General features: G+C 67.4%; 11 protein-coding genes. 6 read left to right on the plus strand and 5 right to left on the minus strand.

The features are described 5' to 3' along the window. The first annotated feature begins 18 nt into the window (after positions 1–18). Together ACVWWN_RS06145 and ACVWWN_RS06150 are read left to right on the plus strand one after the other, a co-directional pair. Positions 19–768 (plus strand): ABC transporter permease, encoded by a 750-nt coding sequence (locus ACVWWN_RS06145; RefSeq protein WP_457149016.1) that lies wholly within the window; start codon positions 19–21, stop codon positions 766–768. Beyond that, positions 765–1,817, plus strand: coding sequence for an ABC transporter ATP-binding protein (locus ACVWWN_RS06150; protein ID WP_457143101.1), 1,053 nt, complete (start codon positions 765–767; stop codon positions 1,815–1,817). The genes ACVWWN_RS06145 and ACVWWN_RS06150 overlap by 4 nt, the downstream gene beginning before the upstream one ends. Here the strand turns inward: ACVWWN_RS06150 and lysA are convergent. From lysA to ACVWWN_RS06165, 3 genes are all read right to left on the minus strand, one after another. Further along, positions 1,743–3,158, minus strand: a complete 1,416-nt coding sequence (lysA, locus tag ACVWWN_RS06155; RefSeq protein ID WP_457143102.1) for a diaminopimelate decarboxylase — start codon at positions 3,156–3,158, stop codon at positions 1,743–1,745. The two genes, ACVWWN_RS06150 and lysA, sit on opposite strands and share 75 nt — an antisense overlap. Positions 3,159–3,254: 96 nt before the next feature. Continuing rightward, positions 3,255–3,833, minus strand: a complete 579-nt coding sequence (pyrE, locus tag ACVWWN_RS06160; RefSeq protein WP_457143103.1) for an orotate phosphoribosyltransferase — start codon at positions 3,831–3,833, stop codon at positions 3,255–3,257. Between the two features lie 43 nt (positions 3,834–3,876). Then, positions 3,877–4,683: a HugZ family pyridoxamine 5'-phosphate oxidase gene (locus tag ACVWWN_RS06165; RefSeq protein WP_457143104.1), complete on the minus strand. Its 807-nt coding sequence runs from the start codon at positions 4,681–4,683 to the stop codon at positions 3,877–3,879. A 174-nt stretch (positions 4,684–4,857) separates the two neighbouring features. Here ACVWWN_RS06165 and ACVWWN_RS06170 point away from each other — a divergent pair, with 174 nt between their 5' ends. After that, positions 4,858–5,838, plus strand: a complete 981-nt coding sequence (locus ACVWWN_RS06170; protein WP_457143105.1) for a hypothetical protein — start codon at positions 4,858–4,860, stop codon at positions 5,836–5,838. On the opposite strand, the gene ACVWWN_RS06175 is transcribed toward ACVWWN_RS06170, so the two are convergent. Further along, positions 5,835–6,224: a hypothetical protein gene (locus tag ACVWWN_RS06175; protein ID WP_457149017.1), complete on the minus strand. Its 390-nt coding sequence runs from the start codon at positions 6,222–6,224 to the stop codon at positions 5,835–5,837. The genes ACVWWN_RS06170 and ACVWWN_RS06175 overlap by 4 nt on opposite strands. Positions 6,225–6,519: 295 nt before the next feature. Between ACVWWN_RS06175 and treS the strand changes: the two genes are divergently transcribed. Both treS and ACVWWN_RS06185 read left to right on the plus strand, forming a co-directional pair. Next, a complete protein-coding gene (treS, locus tag ACVWWN_RS06180) occupies positions 6,520–8,337 on the plus strand; it encodes a maltose alpha-D-glucosyltransferase (protein ID WP_457143106.1) in 1,818 nt (605 codons plus the stop codon). Next, positions 8,334–9,686 (plus strand): maltokinase N-terminal cap-like domain-containing protein, encoded by a 1,353-nt coding sequence (locus tag ACVWWN_RS06185; RefSeq protein WP_457143107.1) that lies wholly within the window; start codon positions 8,334–8,336, stop codon positions 9,684–9,686. Before treS ends, ACVWWN_RS06185 begins: the two co-directional genes overlap by 4 nt. A gap of 20 nt (positions 9,687–9,706) precedes the next feature. Here the strand turns inward: ACVWWN_RS06185 and ACVWWN_RS06190 are convergent, their stop codons facing one another. Then, positions 9,707–10,759: a cellulase family glycosylhydrolase gene (locus tag ACVWWN_RS06190; RefSeq protein WP_457143108.1), complete on the minus strand. Its 1,053-nt coding sequence runs from the start codon at positions 10,757–10,759 to the stop codon at positions 9,707–9,709. A 125-nt stretch (positions 10,760–10,884) separates the two neighbouring features. Between ACVWWN_RS06190 and ACVWWN_RS06195 the strand changes: the two genes are divergently transcribed. Then, positions 10,885–12,288: a flavin monoamine oxidase family protein gene (locus tag ACVWWN_RS06195; protein ID WP_457143109.1), complete on the plus strand. Its 1,404-nt coding sequence runs from the start codon at positions 10,885–10,887 to the stop codon at positions 12,286–12,288. Positions 12,289–12,305 lie beyond the last annotated feature (17 nt).

Consider the following 12,305-nt stretch of genomic DNA (forward strand, 5'->3'; position numbering starts at 1 on the left):
CTGTTCCCGCTGTACGCGATGGCCGACTTCTCCACCCGCAACCTCATCGCGGGCGGGCGCACGTTGCAGGCATGGAAGAACCTCGTCGCCGACGACGCGCTCTATCAGGCGATCGTCATCTCCCTGCTGCTGGCGGTGTTCACGGTTGTCGCCATGCTGCTGATTCTGGTGCCGACGATGATCTGGGTCCGGTTGCGCGCGCCGTGGGCCAGGGGCCTGGTCGAGTTTCTGTGCCTTTTGCCGTTGACGATTCCCGCACTGGTCATCGTCGTCGGTCTGCGCAACGTTTACCTGTGGGTGACCTACCTCCTCGGTGAATCCGCACTGACGCTGACATTCGTCTATGTCGTGTTGGTGCTGCCGTTCGCCTACCGCGCGATCGACGCCGCGCTGTCATCCATCGACCTGCAGACACTCTCCGAAGCCGCACGGTCCCTGGGGGCTGGCTGGCCGACCACCATCCTGCGGGTCGTCGTGCCCAATATCTGGTCGGGCATTCTGTCGGCCGCGTTCATCTCGATTGCGGTGGTGCTGGGCGAATACACCATCGCATCGCTGAGCGGGTACCAGACCCTGCAGGTGCAGATCGTGTTGATCGGCAAGAGCGACGGGCCGACGTCGGTCGCCGCCTCGCTGGCCGTCCTGCTGTTCGGCTTCGTGCTACTGCAGATCCTGTCGCTGGCGACTCGCGGGCGCCGCCGAACCATCGCGGCCGACCCCGCCGTCCCCGCACCCACACCCGCCGTCACCCCGGGAGCCTCTGAATGACCTCTGGCGTCGCCGTCGAACTCAACGACCTCACTCGCGAATACGGAACCGTCAGGGCACTGGACGGCCTCACCCTGCACATCGAGCCCGGTGAACTGGTGGCATTGCTGGGGCCGTCGGGTTGCGGTAAGACCACCGCGCTACGCATCCTGGCAGGTCTCGACGAGGCCACCTCGGGCCGAGTCTCGGTCGGCGGCCAGGACGTCAGCAAGGTGCCCGCCAACAAGCGCGATATGGGAATGGTGTTCCAGGCATACAGTCTGTTCCCGCACCTGACCGTTCTCGACAACGTCGCGTTCGGACTCAAGATGCGTGGAAAGGCCAAGAACGAGCGCATGTCCCGGGCCGCCGACATGCTAGACCTGGTCGGTCTCTCGGCGCACAAGGACAAGTACGCGAACGAGTTGTCGGGGGGCCAGCAGCAGCGGGTGGCGCTCGCCAGGGCCCTGGCCATCCAGCCCAGGGTGCTGCTGCTCGACGAGCCGCTGTCGGCGCTCGACGCCAAGGTGCGGACGCAGCTGCGCGACGAGATCCGCAGGGTGCAACTGGAAGTCGGCACGACGACACTGTTCGTCACCCACGACCAGGAGGAGGCACTGGCCGTGGCCGACCGGGTGGGGGTGATGAGCCAGGGCAGGCTCGAACAGTTGGCCGCCCCCGCCGATCTCTATACAAATCCGGCCACCCCGTTCGTCGCCGAGTTCGTCGGCCTCAACAACAAGGTGCCCGCCGAGGTCTCCGAGGGCACCGCGCGGGTGCTCGGATCGGCGGTGCCCGCCCTCGAGGGTTCGGTCACCTCCGGCACCGGGCTGGCGATGGTCCGGCCCGAATCGGTCACCGTGACAGCCGATCCGGCAGGCACCTCGACCGTCAGCTCGGTGGCGTTCCTCGGGCCGATATCCCGGGTGTACTGCGCGCTGTCCGACGGCACCGTGGTCTCCGCGCAGATGGCCAGTTCGGCGGCGCGGACGTTCTCACCCGGCGCGTCGGTTCAGGTCGGTGTCGAGCCGGGCGGGGTACTGGTCGTGCCGGCCGACGGCGCCGCCTGACCATCCGAGATCGCGAGACAACAGGTCGTCGGTCGTCTCGCGGCGCACCAGTTCCTGGGTCTTGCCGTGCCTGACCGAGACGATCGGGGGCCGGCCCACCATGTTGTAGTTGGACGCCATGCTGTGCTGATACGCGCCGGTGCACGCGACCGCGATCAGATCGCCGGGGTGGACGTCCGCGGGCAGTTCGACGTCACGCGCGATCTCGTCGCCCGACTCACAGTGCCGTCCGGCGACGGTGACCGGCTTGATCGATGCGAGCGAATGCCGGTTGGCCAGCGCCACCGTGTATTTCGCATCGTAGAGGGCGACGCGGGGGTTGTCCGACATACCGCCGTCGACGGCGACGAACGTCCGTCCGCCCGGCCGTGTCTTCACCGACATCACGCGGTACAGCGTCACGCCGGCACGGGCACTGATCGCCCGCCCGGGCTCGACCACGATGCGCGGCCGTGGGAACCGTTCGGCGGCGCACGCCCAGTCCAGCGCGTCCTCGATGATGTCGGCCAGCTCGGCCAGGTTCAGTTCGGGGTCACCGCTGAGGTACGGAACGCCGTGGCCCCCACCGATGTTCAGCTCGTGGAGGATCACCCCGTGGGCGGCCCTGATATCGGCCATGGCGGCGATCAGCTTGCGGATCGCCTCCCCGTACAGGGCGGCGTCGGTGACCTGCGAACCGATATGGCAGTGCAACCCGATCAGATCCAGAAGTGGTTGCTGCAGAATGCGTTTCGCTGCATCAGCGGCGTGACCGCCGGTCAGCGTGAAACCGAACTTCTGGTCGTCGACGCCCGTCGTCACCGCCGCGTGGCCGTTTATGTCGATGTCGGGGGTCACCCGGATCAACAGTCGTTGCGGGCGCCGCACCTCACAGGCGAGGTAGGCGATCTCCATAAGTGAGTCGACGACCACCCGGCCGATTCCGGCGGTGACCGCGTCGTTGAGTTCGTCAAGTGGTTTGGCGTTGCCGTGCATGACGATTCGGGCCGGATCCACACCGGCGGCGAGGGCGGTGGTCAGTTCGCCGCCGGAACTGACGTCGATTCCTGCGCCCTCCTCGGCGGCCCAGCGGGCGATGGTGGTGGTCAACAGCGACTTGCCGGCGTATACGGTTTCGGCGCCACGCAGGGTCGTGCGGTAGTGCATCAGCCTGCGCCGGAAGTCGATCTCGTCGATGACATAGGTGGGGGTCCGGAACTCGTCGGCGATGCCGGTCAGCGGCACGTCGCCGACACTGAGGCGACCCAGGTCGTCGACGCACGCGGTCGACGGCCAGATCGCCGGGTCTATTCGGGGCTGGGCAGCATGATGCAGGGAGGGCAGATAATCCAGCAAGGTCATGACGCCACGTTGCGCCGCGCGGAACACGATGGCACATGCCTTGACGGCGTCTTGATGCCCTGGCGGGCAATCCTTACGGCTTGCCGCTCAGCCGGCTCAGACGTCTTTGATCGGCTCGATTCCCAGGTCCCGGTAGGTGACCAGGGCTGCGAACGGCACGCCGTGGCGAGCGAAGCGGCCGGTGGCCACGTCGCCGCGATCCACCATCGGAATCACTCCGGCGACGACCGCGCCCGCTTCGGTGACCCGCTCGTAGGCGATCTCGGTGGAACCGCCGGTGCTGATCACGTCGTCGACGAGCAGCACCCGAGTCCCCGGCTGCAGGCGGGTGCCTTCGATCCATTGCCCGCGGCCGCGCTGCTTCTGCTCCTTGCGCACCGAGAACCAGGCCTTGCCCGTCACCATCGCGATGCCGAGCGCAAGTGGATCCGCACCCATGGTGAGGCCGCCGACCGCGTCGAAGTCGATGCCGTTGCGGGCCGCCAGGTCGGCGATGGCGCGGCTGACGAGGCCGAGTCGCTCCCCGGTGTCCACGGCGTACTTGCCGTCGATGTAATCGTGGCTCAGCTGGCCACTGGCCAGCCTGAACGGTTCCTCGCGGTGTTCGTAGCCGCGGTCGCGAATCAGCTCGAAGGCCGCTTGCCAGGTGCCCGGACGTTCCGTCGCTGCAGACATGATGGCGATCGTATTGCACCCATCGCAGGCGGCGGACGGCCGATCAGCCTTCGCGGGCGCGTCGGGTCAACTCGGCAGCGGCCGAACGTAATTCGCTGAACCTGCCGATCGGCGTCGCGTAATTCACCCGTGGGTAGGCGATTCCGCGTTCGGTGGTGACCCGCAGGTCCAGGCCGTAGCGATCGGCTCCCGTGCATGTCGCCGCGGTGGCGTCCGGGTAGCCCGCGAGCACGCGCGCCATCGCCACCAGGGACTCGGCGTGGTCGGCATTGAGGTGCTCGACGGCCCCCGCCGCCTGCGGTTGCACCGGGTCGGGTTCGGCCGCCGCATACGCCTGGCCGGTCGCCGACTCCATTCGTCCGTAGCCGCCGACCCACCGGACCCGCTGCACCCGCAGCACCCACAGGGTGAAGTCGCTGTAGTCGATGTAGTACTTCGCGGCGGCGACCGCCGACAGGTGTGCCTCCCGCGCCGCGGCCGCTTCGTCGGCCGCCGGCCGCTCGACGACGCCGGCCAGGGTGACCCTTCCGCTGGCTAGCGGGTCCCCATCCGTGTCTGATGTCGGCGCGACGATCGCAATGCTGGCACGGGGGTCTGCAATGAGGTTGCGGCCGTGCTCGGCGAGATTCGACACACACAGCACCGGCGCTCCACCGAGCAGTCCGTACGTCACGAAGGACGCCCACGGGTCGCCGTCGGCGGTCAGTGTCGCCAGCGTGCCGGTATTCGTCGATGCGGCGATGGTGCGGGCCTGTTCGGCCGCCGACGGGCGAAACGGGTCGGCGACGGCGGTGAGGGGAGGGGGCACCGACGGGGCGGCGCCCGGGTCGCCGTGATCACGTGTAGCCACGTCGGCACGATACCGAATTCGCGGCCGGCGCCGGACATCAGCAAAAATAACGACTATGTCGAATATCTAATTCGGCGTCAGAAATGAATCCGGGGAATACATGTACGGGAATGGCGGGGAATTGCTCATACTGGTATCTCCCCCAAGCTCGCCATTGCGGGAGGTGAGGAAATTGTGGCCGGGTCGAAAACGCATTTCCTCGCAGGCACTGTCATGCTGGCTGCGGTCCTCCTGTTCGGCGGGGCGGGTGCGGGCAGGGCGAATGCCGACGACGCCGATTCCGGTGCCGACGCGTCCGGGGCCGCCGCCGAGATCAGCAAAGCGGACGAGACGCCGGGTGATTCGAATGACGGCGCCGGAAGCAAACCCGATACCCCGCATCCGACGAGCACGGTGGGAAACGGTCGGGACGGCGGCGAGCCGGTCAAGACGGCCCGGGTGGACGCGAAGAAGCCAGACGACGAGCCGGGCCGCCCCGCGCCGAAGCCCAATCAGAACCTGACGATCCCGATTCTGCGGTGGCCCACACCCGAGGAGGTCTCCCGTTCGGGCGCGGGGGCATTCGTCACGACATACGAGGTCAGGCTCGGCGACTTCTTCCCCGCGTGGCAGCCGACGCCCGCGCCGGCTCCCGGCCCTGCCTTCCGTACGCGGGAACCGCCGCAGGCGCCGCCCGTCGTCGACGCGGGCGGCGAACGCGGTCCCGGCGATCACGTCGGCGTTGCCACTGCGGCGCCGCCGGTGCTCGCGGTACCGGTGGTCGCGGCGCCGGTCGGCGCTCCGATGCCGCGCGTGGCGCCGAGGGCGCCGGCCGGCCCGTCCGCAGTGCCGAACGCGCCGACGGCCGTCGCAAGGCCCGACTACACCGTGCCCGGCTTCACAAGGGGCGCAAAGAGTGTGCCGGTGATCCCGCGTTCCCCGCCGCCCAGCGCCGGGTTGCCGGCCGGCACGCTGACCCCGGTGACCGGGCAGGCCACCCGGGTGGCCTACCCGCGCTACTTCCGCAACCCGACCGTCGCCGAACTGACTGCCCTCGCCCTGCCGGGCATGGCCGGACTGCTGTTCGTCACGTTCGGCGGCGGCCTGATCGGCTACCGTCAGGCCAGCGGCACCCGGTTCATCCGCACGCCGGATGCCGCGCGCTTCCTGCGCTAGCCGCCCAGCGCGGCGATCAGATCCTTGATCCGCGTGGTCTCCTCCTCGGTGGCGGGCTCTTCGGCCTCGACCGCCTCGATGAGGTCTTTCCGCAGACCCACCCCGTTGGCGGCCTCGCGGGTGGACAACTTGGCGCGGCCCCGCGCGACGTAAAGCCGCTGGCCCAGTGTCGCGCCCGGGCCGTTCGCCGCCGTCTCCATCAGCTCCTCGTAGCGCTGCCGCACACCGCTCAGCGCCACGATCACCGACGGTGTCACCCGGCTCCGGGTCGCAGCGTCGGACAGCGAGCCCTGAAGTTTGCGGAGCCCGGCGAGGATGACTCCGGCGCGGTCGGAAAATTCAGGGTCACTCGGCGCGGGCAGAGAGTCGATGGCGGCTGCATACATGTGCATGGCCGCATCGGACAGACCAACAATTACCGGAGCTTCACCGTCATTCGGCGCCGAATCAGCCACAGCCACTCAATTCTTGTTCGTTTCAATGCGCCGGCGATGACCACAGCGCCGCCGGCGAAGGGGGGAAGGACGCGCAAACGGTAACCCGTCACCAGTGGGGATTCAACCGTTAGTTCGCGCGATATTCGGCGGTATGGGGAAGGCTGGCACGACAGGCGCGGCGTGGGGGTTTGCGCGCGATTGTCCTGATTCAATTCCCGGCGACATGGGTAGGTTTGAAGTCTGTATGGAACTAATCAGCGGTGTCCCGGTGACACACGGCGTGCATGAAACCGCCGAGCACGACCCGGCGGAGGGCAGCCACGTCGAAGACGGGGTTGTCGAACACCCGACCGCGGAGGATTTCGCGCACGCGCGGGCCCTGCCAGAGGACCGCACGTGGTTCAAGCGCGCCGTCTTCTACGAGGTGCTGGTGCGCGCCTTCTACGACTCCAACAGCGACGGCGTCGGAGATCTGCGCGGGCTGACCGAGCAGCTCGACTATCTGAAGTGGCTTGGGGTGGACTGCCTTTGGCTGCCGCCGTTCTATGATTCGCCGCTTCGTGACGGCGGCTACGACATCCGCGACTTCTACCGCGTGCTGCCGGAGTTCGGCACGGTCGACGATTTCGTCGAACTGCTCGACGCGGCGCACCGGCGCGGTATTCGCGTCATCACGGATCTGGTGATGAACCACACCTCCGACTCCCACGAGTGGTTCCAGGAGTCGAGGCGCAATCCCGACGGACCGTACGGCGACTACTACGTGTGGAGCGACACCAGCGAGCGCTACCAGGATGCCCGGATCATCTTCGTCGACACCGAGGAGTCGAACTGGACGTATGACCCGGTGCGCCGCCAGTTCTACTGGCACCGGTTCTTCAGCCACCAGCCCGACCTGAACTACGACAATCCCACGGTGCAGAACGCGATGCTCGACGTGCTGCGGTTCTGGCTCGACCTCGGCATCGACGGATTCCGTCTCGACGCCGTGCCCTACCTGTTCGAGCGGGAGGGCACGAACTGCGAGAACCTGCCCGAGACCCACGCCTTCCTCAAGCACTGCCGCAAGGTGATCGACGACGAGTTCCCCGGCCGCGTACTGCTGGCCGAGGCCAATCAGTGGCCGGCCGACGTCGTCGAGTACTTCGGCGACCCGGACACCGGCGGCGACGAATGCCACATGGCCTTCCACTTCCCCTTGATGCCACGCATCTTCATGGCGGTCCGGCGTGAATCCCGTTTCCCGATCTCGGAAATCATGGCCAACACCCCGGCGATTCCCGACATGGCGCAGTGGGGCATCTTCCTGCGCAACCACGACGAACTGACACTGGAGATGGTCACCGACGAAGAGCGTGACTACATGTACGCCGAGTATGCGAAGGATCCGCGGATGAAGGCCAACGTCGGCATCCGCCGACGGCTGGCGCCGCTGCTGGAGAACGACCGCAACCAGATGCAGTTGTTCACCGCGATGCTGTTGTCACTCCCCGGATCGCCGGTGCTGTACTACGGCGACGAGATCGGCATGGGCGACATCATCTGGCTCGGTGACCGCGACGGGGTGCGCACACCCATGCAGTGGACGCCGGATCGCAACGCCGGTTTCTCGACCGCCAACCCCGGCCGGCTGTACCTGCCGCCGAACCAGGACCCCATCTACGGCTACCAGTCGGTGAACGTCGAGGCGCAGCGGGACAGCTCCACCTCGCTGCTGAACTGGACCCGCACGATGCTCGCCGTGCGCGGCAGGTACGACGCGTTCGCCATCGGCACGTTCCGCGAGCTCGGCGGCTCGAACCCGTCGGTGCTCACCTACGTCCGCGAGATCGAGGGCGAAGGCCAGGGCGATACCGTGTTGTGTGTCAACAATCTGTCGCGTTTCCCGCAGCCGATCGAGCTGAACCTTCAGCACTGGAACGCCTATACGCCGGTCGAGATGACCGGTCACGTGGAGTTTCCCCGCATCGGCCAGCTGCCCTATCTCCTGACCCTGCCCGGTCATGGGTTCTACTGGTTCCAGCTGCGGGCACCCGGCCCAGAGCTCGGAGAGCAGACATGAACCTCCCGTTCGACCAGTGGCTCGTACAACAGCGGTGGTACGCCGGACGGAATCGCGAACTCACGTCCGTCCGGCCCGGCCTCGAGGTGTCACTGCGCGACGACCTCGACCTCGTCCTCCTCGACGTCGCCTACACCAACGGATCGACGGAGCGGTACCAGGTGCTGGTCCGGTGGATTTCCGGAGCCGCGGACGCGGCGACATCAGGCGGTGCCCCGATAGCCGAATATCTCGACGTCGCCACAATTGGAACCGACGGTGACCGCACCGCCTACGACGCACTCTACGATCCCGCCGCCGCCCGGTATCTGCTGTCGTTGATCGACACCTCGGCCGCCGTGGCTGAACTGCGGTTCCTCAAGGAGCCCGACGTCACGTTGCCTCTCGACACCGCGCCTCGGGTCTCGGGTGCCGAGCAGAGCAACACCAGCGTGGTGTTCGAGGAAGAGGCCGTCTTCAAGGTCTTCCGTCGCATCAGCCTCGGAGTCAACCCCGACATCGAGCTCAACCGGGTGCTGGCGCGCGCAGGCAACCCGCATGTCGCCCGCCTGCTGGGCTCGTACGAAGCGACCGTGGACGACGAGCCGTGCGCGCTCGGGATGGTGACCGAGTTCGCGGCCAACTCCGCCGAGGGCTGGAACATGGCGATGGCCAGCACCCGCGACCTGTTCGCCGAGGGCGACCTCTACGCCGACGAGGTCGGTGGCGACTTCGCGGGGGAGTCGTACCGGCTCGGTGAGGCGGTGGCCTCGGTGCACGCCACGCTCGCCGATCAGCTCGGCGCATCGACGACGCTGTTCGGCGCCGACACCGCGTTGGACCGGCTGGCTGCCGCGGCGGCGTCCGTCCAGGAACTGGAGCAGTACGTCCCGCTGATCGAGGAGCGCTACCGGAAGCTGGCTGACGAGACGGTGACCGTCCAGCGCGTGCACGGCGACCTGCACCTCGGGCAGGTGTTGCGCATCCCCGAGCGGTGGCTGCTGATCGACTTCGAGGGTGAGCCCGGCCAACCGGTGGACGAACGCCGGCGGCCCGATTCACCGCTGCGAGACGTGGCCGGCGTGCTGCGGTCATTCGAGTACGCGGCGTATCACCAGCTGATGGACCAGGCCGACGATGAGGACCGCGAACGGCAGTTGGCCGCGCGTGCCCGCGAATGGGTGGATCGCAACAGCGCCGCGTTCTGCGAGGGTTACGCGCTGGTCTCGGGCGCCGACCCGCGCGACTCCGGACAGCTGCTGGCCGCCTATGAACTCGACAAGGCGGTGTACGAGGCCGCCTACGAGGCCCGGTACCGGCCTGCCTGGCTGCCGATCCCGCTGCGCTCGATCGCGCGGATCGTCAACTGAGCCAGCCAGCCTGACCCGGATCAGGCCAGCTGCTGGACGACCGCCGCGGCCGGCTTGGGCGACCAGTCCGAGCGGTACAGGCCGTAGGTGTCGTCCGCGGCCCCGCTGCCGCTGTTGCGGTCGCGACTGGTGTAAACGAACGCAGGCCCCGCGAAGGACAGCCCCCGCCACGTCGTGATGAAGTCGCGGATGAACGCGGCCTGCGTCGCGTCGTCGACCTCCGAGGTCGGCTGCCCGTACTCGGTGGCCCAGATCTTCTTGCCGCCGTCACCGTTGTTGACCATCGTCTGCCGTATCCCCTTCGTCAGGTTCATCGGCGAATCGGGGAAGTCTCCGTCGGAGAACTTCGCCCTGAACAGGTACGGGTGCAAGGCCAGCGCGTCGAAGCTGCCTTTCGCGCCTGCGGCGTACATCTGCTCGGTGAACTTGATCGGGTTGATGCTGAGCGAGAAGAAATCGACGTATGGGGCGAAGCCACCCGCGATGACGGTGGCGCCGGGATCGGCGCCCTTGATCCTTGGGTAGGCGGTCTTGAGCAGCTGGGTGAACAGCGCCGCGTCCGGACCCTGCGGGCCCGTCTCCCAGAACGCGCTCGCGTTCGGCTCATTCCACAGCTCGTACGCGGCGACCCGGCCGCGGTACCGCTGTGCCGCGGCCGCGGCGAAATCGCCGTAGGTGGCCATGTCGGTCGGCGGGCCGATGTACGGCAGTGTGCCCGGCACGGCTGCCCAACCAGGTGAGGAGTTCAGGACGCCGAGCACCCCGAGTCCGCGGGCGTTGGCGGCGTCGACCAAGAGATCGACCTGTCCCCAGTTCCAGGTGCCGGGATCCGGTTGAACGCCGGCCCACGGCATCAGGATGCGCACATTGCGCGCGCCGGACGCCGCGATGGTGTCCATCCCCTTGTTGACGTCGTCGGGCCCCCAGCCGTACATATCCGAGTCGGCGATTCCGAGGTTGCCGATCGTCGCCGCCTCGATCACAGGAGTGTGGCTCGGCCTCGGCGCGGACAGCAGTTGCGTGGCCGTCGCCGACAGCAACACCACCGCGAGGAACACGACGACGGACTTCATGAAGGTACGCACATTCTCCCCAATCTCAGGCACCCGATTCGGTGTCAGCGAACTGTGTATCGGAATCGCCACGCAGAAAGTAACAAAACCGGACGCGGGCGCATCCTGGCACGCACGATTCAGGGATGGTTGACGTCGAGGTCGATTATTGCGTGGTCGGGGCGGGGTTCGCTGGGTTGACGGCCGCGCTGAGGCTCAAACAGGGCGGTTGCTCGGTGGCGCTGCTCGAGGCGCGGGATCGGGTGGGCGGGCGAACGTTTACCGAAATCAGGGACGACGGCACGTGGATCGACCGCGGCGGAGCATGGATCGGACCTGGTCAGGACCGGATTTACGCGCTGATGACGGAGTTCGGTGTACCAAGCTACAAGCAATACACCGACGGCAAAGCGATGATGGTCGTGGACGGCAAGCAATATCGCTACACCGGCACCATTCCGTTGAGCATGAGCCCATGGGCCGCGGTGAATCTCGGGGCGGTATTCCTGGAGTTGCAGCAGATGTGCAAGACGATTCCGCTCGACGCGCCCTGGGAGGCCAGGAACGCCGCGAAATGGGACCGGATCAGCCTGGCGCACTGGCTCGAGCGAAACGTGCGATCCAAACCCGCCCGCGATCTTCTCGAAACCGTGCTGTCGGGCCTGTACACGTCGGCTGCCTCCGAGGTGTCATTCCTCTTCGTCCTGTTCCAACTGGCCTCCGGCGGTGGGCCGGCGTTCGTGATGGGCGTCAAGGACGCCGCCGAGGACGCCCGGCCAGTCGGTGGGATGGGTGCCCTCCACCGGCCGATGGCCGCCGAGATCGGCGGCGCCCTGCACCTGTCGCAGCCGGTCCGCAGCATCGAGCAGGACGCCGACGCGGTGACCGTGCGGTCCGTCGACGTGGTCGTGCGGGCGCAGCGGGTGATCGTGGCGGTACCGGTGGCGATCGCCAGTCACATCCGCTACGAACCGATGCTGCCGATGGACCGGTCGTTTCTGCATCAGCGGATGCCGAGCGGCGCGGTGATGAAGATCCATGTGGTCTACGACGAACCGTTCTGGCGCGCCGACGGGCTGGCCGGACAGTCGCTGGCGACGAACTCTCCCGCCACGATGACGATCGATGCGTGCACGGATGCGGGGACACCCGGTGTGTTGTGCGTCATCACCGAGGGGCCCATGGCGCGCGGGATCGGGGTGCTCACCGAGTCCGATCGCCGCGAGGCGATCCTGGCCGAGCTCGCCGGGAGGTTCGGCGACAAGGCGAAGTCGCCCGTCGACTACCTCGAGCAGGTATGGAGCGTCGAGCGGTATTCAGGCGGCGGAATGCTCAGTCACACCCCGCCCGGCGTGCTGACCGAGTACGGATACACGCTGCGCGCACCGTGCGGCCGCATCCACTGGGCGGGAACCGAGACGTCACCGGTCATGCACGGCTTCATCGACGGGGCGGTCCGATCCGGGGAACGCGCGGCCGCCGAAGTCATGCGACTGGACCGCGTAACCCGCAGCGGCCTCGCGGGCTCCTCACAGGATCACGCAGGGTAGTGATGCCTAACTGGCGG

The organism is Mycobacterium sp. URHB0021, assembly GCF_054057895.1.